Raw genomic sequence first — 15696 nt, 5'->3', positions numbered from 1 at the left:
ACGCGGCGGTACCGAGCGGTAAGGTGGTACGCATGAGTACCGCGGACGGGGCCACCCCGGAGCACCTGGACGTCGTCATCGTCGGCGCGGGCCTGTCGGGCATCGGCACGGCCTGCCACCTGACCACCGAGCACCCGCAGCGCTCGTTCGCGATCCTCGAGGCGCGCGACGACCTCGGCGGCACGTGGAGCCTGTTCCGGTACCCGGGCATCCGGTCCGACTCGGACATGCACACCCTCGGCTTCCGCTTCCGGCCGTGGCCGGACTCGGTCGCGCTCGCCGACGGGCCGTCGATCCTGCAGTACGTCCGGGACACGGCCGCGGAGTACGGCGTCGACTCGCACATCCGCTTCGGCCGTCGGGTCACGGCCGCCGCGTGGTCGAGCGCCGAGCAGCGCTGGACGCTGACGGTGTCGAGCGCGGCCGGTGACGAGTTCGTGACGTGCTCGTGGCTGCTGTGGTGCTCCGGCTACTACCGCTACGACCAGGGCTACACCCCCGACTTCCCCGGCATCGAGAACTTCGGCGGCACCGTCGTCCACCCCCAGCTGTGGGACCCGGAGCTGGACTACGCGGGCAAGAAGGTCGTCGTCATCGGCTCCGGCGCCACCGCCGTGACCCTGGTGCCGGCCATGACGCAGGGCGAGGGCCGCGCCGCGCACGTCACCCAGCTGCAGCGCACCCCCAGCTACGTGCTCGCGATCGGGCGCACCGACCCGGTGGCCGAGACGCTGTCGCGCTGGCTGCCCGCCAGGATCGCGGACCCGATCGTGCGCGCCAAGAACATCGCGCAGCTCATCGCGCTCTACCAGATCTCGCAGCGCTTCCCCGGGTTCATGAAGGGCGTGCTGCGCAAGCAGGCGGCGGCCCAGCTGCCCGAGGGCTACGAGGTCGACACGCACTTCAATCCGCCGTACAACCCCTGGGACCAGCGCATGTGCATGGTTCCCAACGGCGACCTGTTCAAGGCCATCAAGCGCGGCGACGCCGACATCGTCACCGACACGATCGAGACGTTCACCGAGCACGGCATCCGGCTGCGGTCCGGGCAGGAGCTCGAGGCCGACATCGTCGTCACGGCGACCGGCCTGAACCTGCAGATGTTCGGTGGCGCCACGTTGACCGTCGACGACGAGCCGGTGAAGCTCCCCGACACGATGGCCTACAAGGGCATGATGCTCTCCGGCGTGCCGAACCTCGTGTTCATGATCGGCTACACGAACGCCTCGTGGACGCTGAAGGTCGACCTCGTCGCCGAGTACTTCTGCCGGCTCCTGGGCTGGATGGATGCGCACGGGAAGGCCGTCGCCACCCCGGAACGCGACCCCGCGGTCGAGGAGCGTCCGCTGCTCGACTTCGAGGCCGGCTACGTGCAGCGCTCCATCCACGAGCTGCCCCGCGGCGGCGACCGCAAGCCGTGGGCGCTGGCCATGAACTACGCCATCGACGCGGTCGCCCTGCGGCGCGGCAGCCTGGAGGAGGGCATGCGCTTCGAGCCGGAGCGCGCGACGATCCCCGCGTGACGACGACGCCGTCCCCGGTCGCTGCGCCCAACACGGCGCCGTCCCCCGGCGCTGGGCCCGCCACGGTCGGGATCCACGCGCCGGGCGCGATGGGCACGGCGCTGGCCCGGTGCCTGCGCGCGGGCGGGTACGAGGTCGCGACGACGGCCGCCGGGCGCTCGCCCGCCACAGCGCGCCGGCTGGCCGACGCCGGACTGCCCGACGCCGGGTCGGTCGACGCCGTGGTCGCCGCGGCCGCGGTGGTGATCAGCGTCGTCCCGCCCGGCCTGGCCCGCGACGCCGCCGCCGAGCTCGCGGCCGCGTGCCGGCGCACGGGGGCGCGGCCGCTCGTCGTCGAGGCGAACGCGGTCGCGCCGGACACCGTCACCGTCATCGCGGCCGACCTGCCGACCGCCCTCGTCGACGCCGCGATCTCGGGTCCGCCGCCGGACCCCGGCTCCGCCCACCCGACCCGGATCTTCCTCGCCGGGGAGCGGGCCGACGAGGTCGCCGCGCTCGTGGTCCCCGGCGTGACGTGGGTCGGGCTCGGACCGACACCGGGCGCGGCGAGCGCAGCGAAGATGTGCACGGCGTCGGTCCGCAAGGGATTCGTCGGCCTGCTGGCCCAGGCGCTCGTCACCGCCGAGCACCACGACGTCCTCGACGCGGTGCTCACCGACCTGCGCCTGGACTTCCCGGCGGCCGGTGCGGGTCCGGCCGCCGCTGCGGCCACGAAGGCCTGGCGCTTCGTCGACGAGATGACCGCCATCGCCGACACCCAGGCGGGAGCCGGTCTCACCCGGGAGCTGTTCGACGGGTTCGCGCAGGTCTACCGCGACCTCGCGACCAGCGAGTACGGCGACCGGCGGCCGGAGGACCTGCCGGACGCACCCGACGTCGGGAAGCTGCGACCGCGCCGGGGATGACGCCGGATCGGCGCTGATCGGGAAAATTGCTCCGACCGGCATCGTTCCGAGCCCGGACGGCCCATTCTCCCGTCGTTCCGGCGTCCGGTCGACGGAATGGTCTCGCCATTCGTCCCGCGACCGGACGTGCGATCGCCGCGCGCGGGTGCCCCGTTCGTACGACCGGGCGGCGTCCGGGAAAGCGGCACCGACTTTCTCGGCTCTTCCGGAAATGGAGTGCAGCTGAGGACGTGATCGACCGGTGCGGTGGGGTCGTGTCGCTGCGGTGAGGCGGGCCCCGAGAAGTTGATGATGGCGGTTCCTACGCCAACCAGCGCCAACATCTCGGGGACCCGATGTCGCAGCCTACGACCCTGCCCGCCCAGATCGTGGCCGACACGATCATCCGCACCGTCGAGCTCGGGGTCCGGATCGTCGACGCCGCGCTGACCGGGGAGACCACGGTGCTGTGGTGCGAACTGCTCGTCGACGGGGCAGGACGGTGCCCGGGCTGCGGGCTGGCCGGGGTGTACCGCGACAGCACCGAGCGTCGGGTCAGTGACGTCCCGGTGGTCGGCCACCCGCTTGAGCTGCGCGTCCGTGTCCCGCGCTACGAGTGCCGCCACGACGGCTGCGCCCGGGCAGTCTTCGTCCACGACACCAGCCGACTCGCGCGGGCCGGCGCCTCGACCACGAAACGCTGCGCGAGCTTCATCCTGCGCCGGCTGATGCTGGACAAGACCACCGTCGCCGCGGTCGCCCGCGAGCTCGGCCGCAGCTGGGACACCGTCAACGACATCGCCGTCGCCGCGACCACCGCCTTGCTGCTCACCGCCGGTCCCGCCCGGCTGGCCGGGGTCGAGGTGATCGGGGTCGACGAGCACAAGTGGGCCCACGTCCGTACCGCTGAGGCGGACGGGTTTGTCACCGTGATCACTGACCTGACCGCTGTTCTTGCAGGTACAGGTCCTGCTCGGCTGTTGGACATGGTCCCCGGACGCTCTGCGGCGGCGATGACCAGCTGGCTCGAGGCCCGCTCGCAGGCCTTCCGCGACCAGGTCCGGATCGTGGCCATGGACGGGTTCGGCGGCTACAAGAACGCCGCCACCGAAGCCCTCCCGGACGCGGTCACGGTCATGGATCCGTTCCACGTGGTCGCGCTGGCCGGGCACAAGCTCGACCTGTGCCGCCAACGCGTCCAGCAGGACACGATGGGCCACCGCGGCCGCACCGGGGACCCGCTCTACCGCGTCCGGCGGACCCTGCGCACTCGTCTTGGGCTGCTCTCCGAGCGGCAACGAGCCCGTCTGGAGACCGTGTTCGCGTTCGACGAGCACGTCGCGGTCGAGGTGACCTGGTGGGCCTACCAGCAGATCATCGCCGCCTACGAACAGCATGATCGTGCCCGCGGCAAGGCGCTGCTCACCGCGGTGATCGACCGGCTCCGGACCGGGCTACCCGACGGGCTCGAGGAGTTGGCGACCCTCGGCCGGACGCTGCACCGGCGCCGCGACGACGTCCTGGCCTACTTCGACCACCGGGCCTCGAACGGGCCGACCGAGGCGATCAACGGCCGACTCGAAGCCCTCCGACGCAACGCCTTGGGCTTCCGCAACATGATCAACTACCGGATCAGATCTCTACTGCACTGCGGCGCCCTCGCACTCTGATTCCGGAAGAGCCACTTTCTCGGACCGGCCTGCGTCGCCATTCGCACCGATCGCGTCGTGATCGCGGTGTACGGTCACGCGCACCTTTCGCCGCGGGGGGCGTCGGCCGAGATCGAGGACGGTGTGATCCGCGCATGACCCGGGTGCTCGACTACCTCCCGCACGGCGACCTCGTCGACGACGAGCAGTGGGGACGACGCCACCGATTCCTGCTCGTCGTCCTCGCGGCACTGTGCCCGGGCCTCGCCATCTTCGGCCTGGCCACCGGATCCGGGCGGGGCCTGACCGTGCTCATCGCGCTGGTTCCGGCCGTGACCGCGCTGGCGGGGTGGGTGCTGCGCAGCCACCGCACCGCCGGATCGCTGTTGGTCACGGCCGGGCTCTCGGCGAGCTGTGCCGGCCTGGTGATCCTCTCCGGCGGTTACATCGAGGCGCACTTCTCGTTCTTCGTGATCATCGGTTTCCTGGCGCTCTACCAGAACTGGGTGCCGTTCGTGTTCAACATCCTGTTCACCGTCGCGAGCCACGGTCTCGGTTCGGCGTTGGTGCCGGGACTGATGTTCAACCACCACATGGGCCAGATGAGTCCGTGGACGTGGTCGCTCGTCCACGGGGTCGCCGTGCTGCTCGCATGCATCGGCGTGTCCATCTTCTGTCGCATCACGGAGGACGAGCAGCGGAAACGCGCGGCGATCGCCGAGGAACTGGCCGCAGCGGAGGTCCGGCAGCAGGAATTCACCTCGGGCATGCTGCTGAACCTCGCGCGGCGCAACCAGAGCATGTTCCACCGGCAGCTGGACATCATCAACGATCTCGAGGAGCGGGAGCGCGACCCCGACGTGCTCGCCGAGCTGTTCCGGCTCGACCACCTCGCCACCCGCGTCCGGCGCAACGCCGAGAGCCTGCTCGTCCTCTCCGGCGAGCAGCCCGCGCGCGTGTGGTCGGCGCCGGTGGCGCTGCGCGACGTGGTGCGGGCCGGCATCGCCGAGACCGAGGACCTCGACCGGGTCGCCTTCACCGTCGACGAGCGCCCCCGCGTGGTCGGCAGCGCGGTGGCGGACCTGACCCACATGATCGCCGAGCTCACCGAGAACGCCGTCCGCTTCTCGCCGCCCGGGACCCGGGTGAGCATCCAGAGCCGGGTGCACCACGGGAACCCGGGCGCGCACCTCGTGATCATCGAGGACACCGGTGTGGGTATGCCCCCCGACGAGCTCGCCGCCGCGAACGACCTGCTCGCCCGGCCCCAGGAGGTCGACGTGTCGGCCTCGCGCCGGCTCGGGTTCCACGTCGTCTCCCGGCTGGCGGGCCGGCACGGCATCGAGGTGTCGCTGACCCCGACCCCCGGCTGCGGGGTCACCGCGGTCGTGGTGCTGCCCGCGGTGCTCTTCGCCGAGACCGTGGCGACGCCGCCCGCCGTGCCGGCGACGGTGCCGACCGCGCTGGCGGGCGCCGGAGCGGTGAACTCGGGGTCGTTCCACGCGCTGCTGCCCGACCCGCCCGAGGGCGCGGTCCCGGCCCCGCGGGAGGGACGCGCGCCGGTCGGGACCGGCCGGCACGCCTGGCCGGGGAACGGGAACGGCGACGTCCCCGCGTCGGGCTCCCGGCCCCGCACCGCCCTGATCCACCCCGTCGTCGTCCCGCCGCCCGATGAGGCGCCCCGGCCGGAGCCGCCCGCCGACGGGTCGGTCCCGGGCACGGGGGACACGGCGGAGCCGTCGGAGCCGTCCGAGCCGTCGTCTCCGGTGCTCAAGCGGCGTATCCCGCAGACCCACCTCGCGCCCGAGCTGGCCCGCCCGCACCCGACCCTGTCCTCGATGCCCCCGACCCCGGCGATCCCGGCGGGCGCCGTGGTCTCCCCAGGGACCGACGGTCCACCGGCCGGACCGGTGGGCGCGGTGAACGCCCTCTCGCGCTACCAGGCGAGCCGGAACGCGGCCCACGACGCCCTCGCCGCCCGGGGTGCCGGCGCGGGCCCCGACGACGACACCCCGGGCGACGGGAGGCCCACGTGAGCGGAACCGGACGGGACGTCGACTGGCTGGTCACCGAGTTCGCCTCGGGGACGCCCGGTGTCCGGCACGTCGTCGTGGTCTCCGCCGACGGACTCCGACTCGCGGCCAGCGGGGGCGTGGACCCGCAGCTGGCCGACCAGCTGTGCGCCGCGGTGTCCGGGCTGGTCAGCCTCGCCCGGGGCACGGCGGCGCTACTGGCGGCCGAACCCGTGTCCCAGACGATCGTCGAGATGGCCGGGGGCTACCTGTTCGCCACCTCGATCAGTCTCGGCTCGACCCTCGCGGTCTTCACCGACCGGACCGCCGACATGGGGCTGGTGGGCTACGAGATGACGATGCTGGCCGCCCGGGTGGGCCACGCCCTCACCCCCGCGGCCCGGGTGCGGGTCGACGGGTGACCGTGGACCGACGACCCGGTCCGCCCGCGCAGGAGGGCGGGCGCGTGGTGCCGAACTACGCCCTGACCGGCGGCCGCACCCGGTCGCAGCGGATGGAGATGCCGATCGAGGCCCTGGTGACCACGACCGAGCTCGGGCTCGCGACGCTCGCCGGGCTGCCGCCCGAACACCGGACGATCCTCGAGGCCGCGGCCGAGCCGGTGTCCCTGGCCGAGGTGGGGCACCGGCTGGGGGTCCCGGTCGGGGTCGCCCGCGTCCTGGTCAGCGACCTGGCCGCCGACGACTACCTCGCCGTCCACCTCCCGCTGGTGGGGGCCGACGGTCGTCCTCGCCGTGAACTCCTGGAGAGGTTGCTCGATGGACTCCGCGCCCGCTGAGCCCCTGCTGTCGCCGGCCGCGGCCCGGGAGGGGCTCGTCCCGCTCAAGGTCCTCGTCGCCGGCGGGTTCGGGGTCGGCAAGACCACGCTGGTCCACTCGCTCTCCGAGGTCCCCCCGCTGTCGACCGAGCAGCAGATGACCAGCCTGTCCCAGGGCATCGACGACGCGAGCGTGGTGCCGGGGAAGACCACGACGACCGTGGCGATGGACTTCGGGCGGCTCACCGTCGACGAGCGGATCGTGCTGTACCTGTTCGGGACGCCCGGGCAGTCGCGGTTCTGGTTCATGTGGGACGAGCTGGCCCGCGGCGCCGTCGGGGCGGTGGTGCTGGTCGACCTGCGTCGGGTCGACGACTGCTTCGCCGCGATCGACTACTTCGAGAGCCGCGGGGTGCCGTTCGTGGTCGCGGTCAACGACTTCCCCGGGTCCGGCGCGTTCGACGACCCGACGGTGCGCGACGCCCTGGCGCTGTCCCCCGGGGCGCCGCTGGTGCGCATGGACGCCCGGGAGGAGGGGAGCTGCCGGCGCACGCTGATCGCCCTCGTCGAGCACGCCGCCGCCTGGAGCCCGGCGACGACCTGACGGCGCGGCCCGGTCAGGCGGGGCGCAGCCCGCCGGCCGGCCGGACCTCCCACAGCGTCCACAGCGGGCGGTAGCCGGCGCGGGGCCAGAACACCGACGACAGCGGGTTGGGCGGGTTGTAGTAGAGGTAGGTGCCGCGGACCGGCAGGCCCGAGTCGGTCGTCTCCAGCTCGGGCAGGGCGGCGGCGGCGAGGCGGTGGCCCACGCCGCTGCCCCGCTCCGCGGACGTCACGGACGCGCAGTTGACGTAGCCCCAGGCACCGTGCGGCAGCAGCCCGGCCAGCCACGTGCCCGGGGTCGACTCGGTGCGCCCGCACTCCATCATCCCGACGGCCCGGTCGCCGCGGAGGGCGATCCAGGTCGGCTCCCCGCGGGCGAGCCGGTCGCGGATGGTCGTGCGCTTCACCGCCTCCGCGTCGGCCCGGACCAGCGAGCCGCCGACCTGGCTGGAGTAGGCCAGCTCCTCCAGGGCGAGGCGGACGCACGCGTCGAGGTCGTCGGTGCGGGCCCGGCGCACCTCGAGCGTCGGGTCCGGGGGAGGGGCGGGCAGTGCGGCGGGCGGGCGGACCGCGAGGACCGCGAGGGGGACGAGCCCGTGGTCGAGGAACACCCGCGTCGCCACGACGTCGCGGCTCGGCCACGTCACGGTGGCCGCGGAGTCCGGCTCCCGCAGGACGGCGGGCAGCAGGCGGCCGCGCCAGGCCTCGACCAGGGCGTGCAGCGGTGCGTGCCCGGCGGCCCCGACCACCGGGTGCAGCTCGGAGACCTGGGCGGCCGACCACAGCAGCGGACCGCTGCCCGCCGGCCAGGTGTGGTGGGTGACGACCCCGGCCACGCGCTGCGGGGGCGTGCCGACGACGACGATGTCGCCCGGTGGGGGAGCGACGGCCTCCGGCAGCCGCGGGTCGAGCGCCGCGAACCGCCGGCGCTGGACCTCGAGCAGGTCGGCGAGCACCTGGGCGGGCGCCTCGAGGGCGGCCCGGGCCGCGTGGCGGGGCATCAGCCCGGCAGCCGGCAGCGGAAGATCGCGGTGCCCGGGAACAGCGCGCCCCGCAGCGGGGACCACTGCCCCCACACGTCGGTGAGCCCGGCCGGCCACTCCGGCTCCACCAGGCCCTCGAGGACGAAGCCCGCGCCGACGATCTCGGCGATCCGGTCGCCCAGGGTGCGGTGGTGCTCGACGTAGGTGGCGCGGCCCGCGTCGTCGAACTCGGCGTAGCCGGTGCGGTCGAAGTAGGAGTGGGCGACGGTCAGGCCGTCCTCGCCCGGGTCGTCCGGGAAGATCCACCGCAGCGGGTGGTTCACCGCGAACACCCATCGCCCGCCCGGTCGCAGGACCCGGGCGACCTCGGCCATGAGCGCCGCGGAGTCGGCCACGAAGGGCACGGCCCCGAAGGCGGAGCAGGCGAGGTCGAACCCGTCGTCGGGAAAGGGCAGCCGGGAGGCGTCCGCCTGGACGAGGGGGACCTCGGTCCCGGTGCGCCGCGACGCGGCCCGGGCCTCCCGGAGCATGCCGGCGGACAGGTCGACGCCGACGGCGTCGGCCCCGCGGTCGACCAGCCAGCGCGAGCAGGAGGCCGCGCCGCACCCGACCTCGAGGACGCGCTTCCCGACGAGCCCGACCACGGGTCCCAGCAGGTGCGCGTCGGCCTCGCGGAGCCGCTCCGGGCACCAGACGAAGTCGGCGTCGCCGAGGAAGGCGCCGTGCTCGGCCTGGTAGTCCGTCGCGTCGGCGTCCCACCAGGCGCGGGAGGCCGCGACGGACTCCGCGTCCCCGACCGCACCGGCGCTCATGGGCGGCATCCTGACACGGCGTCCGGACATGTCCGACACGCCGGGCGGCCCGCGTGGTGTGACCCGTTTGCCGGTCCGTCGGGCGAGTGGATACGATGGTCTTCCACGTCAGTGGTCTCGCCCTGTCCGGTCGGCTCCGGTGGGCAGCGATCCCCTCGGTCCCCGCGGGTCCGATCTGAGCGTCAGGACGACGTCCGCCCTCGTGGGTCACGAACACGTCCACCCGACCGAGACCTGCCCATCCCGGAGCCATCCACCGTATGTCCATCGACACCCACACCGCCCCGAGCCACAGCAGCCCGCAGGTTGCTGTCAACGACATCGGGTCGGAAGAGGACTTCCTCGCTGCCATCGACGAGACGATCAAGTACTTCAACGATGGTGACATCGTCGAAGGCACCATCGTCAAGGTCGACCGCGACGAGGTCCTTCTCGACATCGGCTACAAGACCGAGGGCGTCATCCCCTCGCGCGAACTGTCGATCAAGCACGATGTCGACCCCAACGAAGTCGTCGCCGTCGGCGACGAGGTCGAAGCCCTCGTCCTCCAGAAGGAGGACAAGGAGGGCCGGCTGATCCTGTCCAAGAAGCGTGCGCAGTACGAGCGCGCGTGGGGCACGATCGAGCAGCTCAAGGACAACGACGAGCCGGTCAAGGGCACCGTCATCGAGGTCGTCAAGGGTGGTCTCATCCTCGACATCGGCCTCCGCGGCTTCCTCCCCGCGTCGCTGGTCGAGATGCGCCGCGTCCGCGATCTCCAGCCGTACGTCGGCAAGGAGATCGAGGCCAAGATCATCGAGCTGGACAAGAACCGCAACAACGTGGTCCTGTCCCGGCGCGCGTGGCTGGAGCAGACCCAGTCCGCCGTGCGCAGCGAGTTCCTCAACCAGCTCGCGAAGGGCCAGATCCGCAAGGGTCAGGTCTCCTCGATCGTCAACTTCGGCGCGTTCGTCGACCTCGGCGGGGTCGACGGTCTGGTCCACGTCTCCGAGCTGTCCTGGAAGCACATCGACCACCCCTCCGAGGTCGTCGAGGTCGGCCAGGAGGTCACGGTCGAGGTCCTCGACGTCGACCTGGACCGCGAGCGGGTCTCGCTGTCGCTCAAGGCGACGCAGGAGGACCCCTGGCGCCAGTTCGCCCGGACCCACCAGATCGGCCAGATCGTGCCCGGCAAGGTCACGAAGCTGGTGCCGTTCGGTGCGTTCGTGCGCGTCGACGAGGGCATCGAGGGCCTGGTCCACATCTCCGAGCTGGCCGAGCGCCACGTCGAGGTGCCGGAGCAAGTCGTCCAGGTCGGCAACGACGTCATGGTCAAGGTCATCGACATCGACCTCGACCGTCGCCGCATCTCGCTCTCGCTGAAGCAGGCGAACGAGGGCATGACGCCGGAGACCGAGTTCGACCCGGCGCTCTACGGCATGGGCGCCGAGTACGACGACGCCGGCAACTACATCTACCCGGAGGGCTTCGACCCCGACTCCGGGGAGTGGCGCGAGGGCTTCGAGTCCCAGCGCGAGGAGTGGGAGCGCCAGTACCAGGCGGCGTACGCCCGCTACCAGCAGCACATCGCGCAGCTGCAGCGCACCGCGGAGCAGGAGGCGGAGGCCGCCGAGGCGGCCCCGGCCAACTACTCCTCGGGCGGCCCGGAGGACGAGTCCGCCGAGCCGCGCGACGACGACGACCCGGGCCAGGGCCCGCCGTCGCAGTCCGGTGCCGGGTCGCTCGCCAGCGACGCGCAGCTCGCCGCGCTGCGGGAGAAGCTCTCGGGCAACTGATCGCCCGAGCATGCTCGACGACGGGCCCTCACCCCTTCCCGGGGTGGGGGCCCGTCGTCGTGTCGGGGTGACGTGGTCGGGCCGCTCCGGTACCTTCCGTCCCACCAGTCACACCAGCACCACAGGGGGTCGGGATGTTCGCGCGGCGTCGTCGGAGCGGTCGGCACCGTCTGGGCTCCACCGGCCTCACCTGGGCCCGCGAGCACGTGGCGGTGGCCGCCGCCCTTGCCGTCCCGGCCGTGTCCCGTCGCGGCCTGTTCGAGACCTTCTTCGCGACGGCGAGGCACACGGCGCTCGCGTGACCGGTCCGGGGCGAGCGGAGCGACGGGGAGCTCGACGCTAGGGCAGACTGCGCGCCGTGCTGCGCGTGGGACTGACCGGTGGGATCGGGGCGGGCAAGTCGACGGTGGCCTCGGAGCTCGCCGCGCTCGGCGCCGTCGTCGTGGACTCGGACAAGATCGCCCGCGAGGTGGTCGAGCCGGGCACCGAAGGGCTGGCCGCGGTGGTCGAGGCGTTCGGCGAGGAGGTCCTCGACGCGGACGGCGCCCTCGATCGCCCCGCCCTGGGGAAGATCGTGTTCGCCGACGACGAGGCGCGGCAGCGGCTCAACGGCATCCTGCACCCCCGGATCGGTCGGCGGACCGGCGAGCTGGTGGCGGCCGCGCCCGACTACGCGGTCCTGGTGCACGACGTGCCGCTGCTCGTGGAGAACGGCATGGGCGCGGCGTTCGCGCTCGTCGTCGTGGTGGACGCGCCCGAGGACGTCCGCGTGGAGCGCCTCGAGCGGACCCGGGGCATGGCCGAGGACGACGCGCGGTCGCGCATCCGGGCGCAGGCGACCACCGAGGCCCGCCGGGCGGCCGCCGACGTGTGGATCGACAACGTCGGGTCGGAGGAGGACGTCCGGGCCGGCGTGCGGTCGTTGTGGTCCGAGCGCCTCGTGCCGTTCGAGGCGGCCGTCCGGGCGGGGACGGCGACGCCGTGGCCCGGCGAGCCCGTCCCGGCGGACCCGACCTGGCCGGACCAGGCCCGTCGGCTCGCCGCGCGCCTGGTGCTGGCGGGTCACGACCGCGTCGACCGGGTCGAGCACGTCGGGCCGACGGCCTCACCCGGGGAGGCCGCGCCGGACGTCATCGACCTGGTGGTGCTCGCGTCCGCCGACCCGGCGGAACTGGCGGAGGGGTTCGGCGGGATCGGCTTCCCGGCCGTGGACGACGACCGGTTCGGCAGCGCCGACCCGGCGCGACCGGTGCGGGTGACGGTGCAGCGCCCCTGAGCCCGGCGGTCGTCGGGAAGGCCTACTGCCAGGGCCAGTCGAGGACGATGCCGTGGGTCGCGAGCCAGGCGTCGAGGTCGTGGCCGTGCTCGGCGACGCCGGCGTGGGTGGTGGTCGCGGTGGTGAGGGCGCGCTCCGCGGATTCCGCGGCGAGCACCCCGGCGGCGACGGCCTCGACGAACTCGTCGACGTCCAGCAGCTCGGTGCGCGTCCCGGTGTGGACGACGAGGTCGAGGTAGAAGTCGGTGGTCGTCCAGGTGTCCCCGTCGCGGGCGACGTCCGCGATGTCGACGTAGAAGTCCTGGAGCCGCTCGAACCCCGGCTTGAAGCTGAAGTCGGTGACCCGGATCCCGAGGTCGGGGAGCAGCCACGAGCGCATGTGGGTCAGGCTCGGGTGGTCGGGCATCGGGCGGGCGAGGTAGAGCCCGAAGGGCTCCGTGCGGTAGAGGTCGACCTCCCGCACGAAGCCCTTCGGGTCGGTGTTCGTGCCCTCGGCGACGGCGAACGTCTCGACCTTCGGAGGATGCAGCGCCACGCCGCCGGACCCTACGGGGATCAGCCCGTGACGGCGGCGGGGTCCATCTAGACGACCTCCCAGACGTGACCGTCCGGGTCGGCGAAGCTGGCGCCGTACATGAAGCCGTGGTCCTGGTTCGGCTTCCACTCGCTGCCGCCGTGGGCCAGCGCGGTGGCGCGCATCCGGTCGACCTCCTCGCGGCTGTCGGCGGAAAGGGCGATGAGCACCTCGGTGGTCTTGTGGGCGTCGGCGATCTCGCCCTCGACGAAGTCGGCGAAGCGGGTCGGCGTCATGACCATCGCGACGATGTTCTCGGCGATGACCACGCAGGCGGTGTTCTCGTCGCTGAACTGCTCGTTGATCGAGCAGCCGAGAGCGGTGAAGAAGGCGCGGGAGACCGCGACGTCCTCGACGGGCAGGTTGACGAAGATGCTGCGCACGATGGTTCTCCTGTCGGGCCTGCCGGGTAACTGCGTCCGGGAGATACTGTGTCCGGCGGATACTGTGTAAGGTAGACACAGTTGGCTGTGACGCACAAGACATTCCGGACGGGAGGGTGATGACCGCCGGTCAGTTGCTCTGGGACGGCGGGACGACACCGACGCGCGGGCCGCGTCGGGCACTCTCGCTCGACGACGTCGCGGCCGCCGCCGTCGCCGTGGCCGACCGCGACGGGCTCGAGGGGCTCTCCATGCAACGCGTGGCCGCCGAGGTCGGCCTCACGAAGATGGGCCTGTACCGCTACGTGGCCGGGAAGGACGAGCTGGCGGCCCTGATGGTCGACGCGGCCGTCGAGGAGCCGCCGGAGCCCGGCGACCTCGAGGGCACCTGGCGCGAGCAGGCCGAGGAGTTCACCCGCCGGGTCGACGCGGTGTGGACGCGGCACCCCTGGCTGCCCTGGGCCACCATCGGCGAGCGCCTGATGGGGCCCCGGGAGGTGGGGTGGGTGGAGGCCGCGGTCCGCATCTTCGAGCCGCTCGGCTTGGAGCCCGGGGAGCGGATGGACGCGGTGTCCATGCTGTTCGGCCACCTGCGCAGCACGCACGCGGCCGCGTCGGGCGGTACCCGCCCCTGGACGGCCGACCCCGAGGGCGGGCACACGATGCGCGACCTCGTCGTGGCCCACGCGGACCGGTTCCCGGCCCTGACCCGGGTGATGGCCGCACCCGCCGTCGACCCCGGGGCCCGCTACGCCTTCGGGCTGCGGTGCCTGCTCGACGGCCTCGAGGCGGCCGCGGCGCGGGGTGCGCGGTGAGCGTGCTGCGGCGCTACCTCGCCGCGCTCGACGCCGGGTCCGTCGAGGACGTCCTGGCGTGCTTCGCCCCCGGGGGCGAGGTCGTCTCCCCGCTCTACGGGACCCTGCCGGCGACGACGTTCTACCCGGCCCTGTTCGCCGACTCCGCGCCCTCGCGCACGGTGCTCGACCGCGTCTACGTCGACCCGGACGAGCCGCGCGAGGTGGCCCTCGCATTCCACTACGACTGGACGCTCGCGGACGGCACCGCTGCCCCGTTCGACGTCGTCGACCTCGTGACCCTCGCCGGGGACCGGGAACGGATCGAGCGGCTGCGCATCTGTTACGACACGGCGCCCCTGCGCGCGTCCTGGGAGCGTGTCTCGTCGTAGCCCGGACGGACGCTGGAACTCACGCTCCGCCACCGACATCCTGTGCCGGTGTTCGGCTTCCTCCGTCCGTGTCGGCACCACCTGAGCCCCGAGCTGCACGCCCTGTGGAGCGCCCACCTCTGCGGTCTCTGTCTCGCCCTGCGGGACGGGGCCGGGCAGCAGGCCCGGGTGACCACGCACGTCGACGCACTGGTGGTGTCGGTGCTCGGTGCGGCACAGGGTGTGGCGGACAGTCGGCGTGCCGGGCCCTGTCCGCTGCGGGGCATGCGTCCCGCGACGGTGGTGACCGGCGACGGGGCGCGGCTCGCCGCGTCCACCGCGCTGCTGCTCGCCGCCGACCGCGTGGCGGACCACGTCGAGGACCGTGACGGACCCTTCGCCGCGCGCCCCGCCGCCGTCGTCGGGAAGCGCCTGGCGACGCGGTGGGCGCGCGCGGGGACGTCCGTGGCGTCCGACGTCGGGTTCGACCCGGCGGCCCTGCTCGCCGTGCCGGCCCGGCAGCGCGCGGTCGAGTCGGCCGCCGGGGTGGGGCTGGCGGAGGCGACCGCGCCGACCGAGGCGGCCGTCGGCGCGGCGCTGGCCCACACGGCCGTGCTCGCCGGACGGCCGGACAACGTCGCACCGCTCGACGAGGCCGGGCGGCTGCTCGGGCGGCTCGCGCACCTGCTCGACGCCGTGACCGACCTCGACGAGGACGCCGCCCACGGCCGCTGGAACCCGGTGGCCGCGAGCGGGACGAGCCGGTCGGCCGCGCTCGCACGGTGCCGGGAGGCGGTCGCGGGGATCGGGGCGGCGCTGCGCCGGGTGCGGTTCGACCCGGGTCCGGCCCGGGGCCTCGCGCACGCGCTGCTGGTGCACGAGACGGCCCGTGCGGTGACCCGGGCGGAGCAGGGCCCGGAACCGCCGCTCGCGCCGTGGGACCCGGCGCGGCCACCAGGTCCGGCTCCGGACGGGCCGTCGGACCCGGCGGGTCCGCCCGACCCGGCGGACCCCTCGGACCCGCCCGGGCCGCGCCGGGTGGGTCCGCAGCGCGGGCTGCTCGGCGGCTGCGCGGCGGCGGCCGGGCTGTGCTGCACCGGTCAGCTCTGCTGCGCCGACGAGTTCCCCGACCCGTGGACCGGGCAGCCGCGGCAGGGCCGGTGCTCGGACTGCGTGGACTGCACGAACTGCTCCTGCGACTGCTGCGACTGCTGTTCGGTCTGTGGCGACGGGGACTGCTGCTGCTCGTGCGATTGTGGGTCCTGACCTGCGCGGACCG

Annotated in this window: 17 protein-coding genes; 13 read left to right on the top strand and 4 right to left on the bottom strand. The window is 73.5% G+C overall.

All coding sequences use genetic code 11. The features are described 5' to 3' along the window. Positions 1–32: 32 nt before the first annotated feature. The 7 genes from ACQPYX_RS19015 to ACQPYX_RS18985 all read left to right on the top strand — a co-directional run bounded on the left by ACQPYX_RS19015 (position 33) and on the right by ACQPYX_RS18985 (position 7450). Positions 33–1523, top strand: coding sequence for a flavin-containing monooxygenase (locus ACQPYX_RS19015; RefSeq protein WP_433798862.1), 1491 nt, complete (start codon positions 33–35; stop codon positions 1521–1523). Further along, a complete protein-coding gene (locus ACQPYX_RS19010; RefSeq protein ID WP_433798861.1) occupies positions 1520–2428 on the top strand; it encodes a DUF1932 domain-containing protein in 909 nt (302 codons plus the stop codon). Before ACQPYX_RS19015 ends, ACQPYX_RS19010 begins: the two co-directional genes overlap by 4 nt. A gap of 335 nt (positions 2429–2763) precedes the next feature. Continuing rightward, entirely contained in the window at positions 2764–4077 is a 1314-nt protein-coding gene (locus ACQPYX_RS19005; protein WP_433798860.1) for an ISL3 family transposase, read from the top strand. A 134-nt stretch (positions 4078–4211) separates the two neighbouring features. Beyond that, positions 4212–6092: an ATP-binding protein gene (locus ACQPYX_RS19000; RefSeq protein WP_433798859.1), complete on the top strand. Its 1881-nt coding sequence runs from the start codon at positions 4212–4214 to the stop codon at positions 6090–6092. Further along, the gene (locus ACQPYX_RS18995; RefSeq protein WP_433798858.1) at positions 6089–6490 is read left to right on the top strand and encodes a roadblock/LC7 domain-containing protein; all 402 of its coding nucleotides are present in this window, start codon (positions 6089–6091) and stop codon (positions 6488–6490) included. Before ACQPYX_RS19000 ends, ACQPYX_RS18995 begins: the two co-directional genes overlap by 4 nt. Next, complete coding sequence (locus ACQPYX_RS18990) at positions 6487–6867, top strand: DUF742 domain-containing protein (protein ID WP_433798857.1); 381 nt, start codon at positions 6487–6489, stop codon at positions 6865–6867. The genes ACQPYX_RS18995 and ACQPYX_RS18990 overlap by 4 nt, the downstream gene beginning before the upstream one ends. After that, a complete protein-coding gene (locus tag ACQPYX_RS18985) occupies positions 6848–7450 on the top strand; it encodes a GTP-binding protein (RefSeq protein ID WP_433798856.1) in 603 nt (200 codons plus the stop codon). Before ACQPYX_RS18990 ends, ACQPYX_RS18985 begins: the two co-directional genes overlap by 20 nt. A 13-nt stretch (positions 7451–7463) precedes the next feature. On the opposite strand, the gene ACQPYX_RS18980 is transcribed toward ACQPYX_RS18985, so the two are convergent. Next, a complete protein-coding gene (locus ACQPYX_RS18980; protein ID WP_433798855.1) occupies positions 7464–8450 on the bottom strand; it encodes an N-acetyltransferase family protein in 987 nt (328 codons plus the stop codon). Then, the gene (locus ACQPYX_RS18975) at positions 8450–9244 is read right to left on the bottom strand and encodes a class I SAM-dependent methyltransferase (protein ID WP_433798854.1); all 795 of its coding nucleotides are present in this window, start codon (positions 9242–9244) and stop codon (positions 8450–8452) included. Before ACQPYX_RS18975 ends, ACQPYX_RS18980 begins: the two co-directional genes overlap by 1 nt. 260 nt (positions 9245–9504) lie before the next feature. Between ACQPYX_RS18975 and rpsA the strand changes: the two genes are divergently transcribed. The 3 genes from rpsA (at position 9505) to coaE (ending at position 12295) form a co-directional block, all read left to right on the top strand. Further along, the gene (gene rpsA, locus ACQPYX_RS18970) at positions 9505–11019 is read left to right on the top strand and encodes a 30S ribosomal protein S1 (RefSeq protein ID WP_230758556.1); all 1515 of its coding nucleotides are present in this window, start codon (positions 9505–9507) and stop codon (positions 11017–11019) included. 134 nt (positions 11020–11153) lie between these two features. Further along, positions 11154–11321 (top strand): hypothetical protein, encoded by a 168-nt coding sequence (locus ACQPYX_RS18965; RefSeq protein WP_433798853.1) that lies wholly within the window; start codon positions 11154–11156, stop codon positions 11319–11321. A gap of 56 nt (positions 11322–11377) precedes the next feature. Then, positions 11378–12295, top strand: a complete 918-nt coding sequence (coaE, locus tag ACQPYX_RS18960) for a dephospho-CoA kinase (RefSeq protein WP_433798852.1) — start codon at positions 11378–11380, stop codon at positions 12293–12295. A 22-nt stretch (positions 12296–12317) separates the two neighbouring features. Here coaE and ACQPYX_RS18955 read toward each other — a convergent pair whose 3' ends face one another. Together ACQPYX_RS18955 and ACQPYX_RS18950 are read right to left on the bottom strand one after the other, a co-directional pair. After that, complete coding sequence (locus ACQPYX_RS18955) at positions 12318–12830, bottom strand: DUF402 domain-containing protein (RefSeq protein ID WP_433798851.1); 513 nt, start codon at positions 12828–12830, stop codon at positions 12318–12320. A gap of 47 nt (positions 12831–12877) precedes the next feature. Then, positions 12878–13252 carry a VOC family protein gene (locus tag ACQPYX_RS18950; RefSeq protein ID WP_433798850.1) on the bottom strand — a complete coding sequence of 125 codons (375 nt, stop codon included), beginning with the start codon at positions 13250–13252 and terminating at the stop codon, positions 12878–12880. A gap of 119 nt (positions 13253–13371) precedes the next feature. Between ACQPYX_RS18950 and ACQPYX_RS18945 the strand changes: the two genes are divergently transcribed. The 3 genes from ACQPYX_RS18945 to ACQPYX_RS18935 are packed head-to-tail and all read left to right on the top strand — an operon-like array spanning position 13372 to position 15683. Next, positions 13372–14067 (top strand): TetR/AcrR family transcriptional regulator, encoded by a 696-nt coding sequence (locus ACQPYX_RS18945; RefSeq protein WP_433798849.1) that lies wholly within the window; start codon positions 13372–13374, stop codon positions 14065–14067. After that, positions 14064–14438, top strand: coding sequence for a nuclear transport factor 2 family protein (locus ACQPYX_RS18940; protein ID WP_433798848.1), 375 nt, complete (start codon positions 14064–14066; stop codon positions 14436–14438). The genes ACQPYX_RS18945 and ACQPYX_RS18940 overlap by 4 nt, the downstream gene beginning before the upstream one ends. 48 nt (positions 14439–14486) lie before the next feature. Beyond that, the gene (locus ACQPYX_RS18935; RefSeq protein WP_433798847.1) at positions 14487–15683 is read left to right on the top strand and encodes a DUF5685 family protein; all 1197 of its coding nucleotides are present in this window, start codon (positions 14487–14489) and stop codon (positions 15681–15683) included. Positions 15684–15696: the final 13 nt, after the last annotated feature.

It is taken from the genome of Actinomycetospora sp. CA-084318 (genome assembly GCF_050955885.1).
In the GTDB taxonomy this organism is placed as follows: Bacteria; Actinomycetota; Actinomycetes; order Mycobacteriales; family Pseudonocardiaceae; genus Actinomycetospora.
The sequence above is the reverse complement of the archived record's forward strand: the minus strand, read 5'-3'. Positions and strand labels throughout refer to the sequence as shown.

What these genes read in the sequence shown, in the direction of transcription:
- ACQPYX_RS18985 (WP_433798856.1), top strand. Translation starts at nt 6,848, where the DNA reads ATGGACTCCGCGCCCGCTGAGCCCCTGCTGTCGCCGGCCGCGGCCCGG.
- ACQPYX_RS18965 (WP_433798853.1), top strand. Translation starts at nt 11,154, where the DNA reads ATGTTCGCGCGGCGTCGTCGGAGCGGTCGGCACCGTCTGGGCTCCACC.
- ACQPYX_RS19005 (WP_433798860.1), top strand. Translation starts at nt 2,764, where the DNA reads ATGTCGCAGCCTACGACCCTGCCCGCCCAGATCGTGGCCGACACGATC.
- ACQPYX_RS18980 (WP_433798855.1), bottom strand. Translation starts at nt 8,450, where the DNA reads ATGCCCCGCCACGCGGCCCGGGCCGCCCTCGAGGCGCCCGCCCAGGTG.
- rpsA (WP_230758556.1), top strand. Translation starts at nt 9,505, where the DNA reads ATGTCCATCGACACCCACACCGCCCCGAGCCACAGCAGCCCGCAGGTT.
- ACQPYX_RS19015 (WP_433798862.1), top strand. Translation starts at nt 33, where the DNA reads ATGAGTACCGCGGACGGGGCCACCCCGGAGCACCTGGACGTCGTCATC.
- ACQPYX_RS18945 (WP_433798849.1), top strand. Translation starts at nt 13,372, where the DNA reads ATGACCGCCGGTCAGTTGCTCTGGGACGGCGGGACGACACCGACGCGC.
- ACQPYX_RS19000 (WP_433798859.1), top strand. Translation starts at nt 4,212, where the DNA reads ATGACCCGGGTGCTCGACTACCTCCCGCACGGCGACCTCGTCGACGAC.
- ACQPYX_RS18975 (WP_433798854.1), bottom strand. Translation starts at nt 9,244, where the DNA reads ATGAGCGCCGGTGCGGTCGGGGACGCGGAGTCCGTCGCGGCCTCCCGC.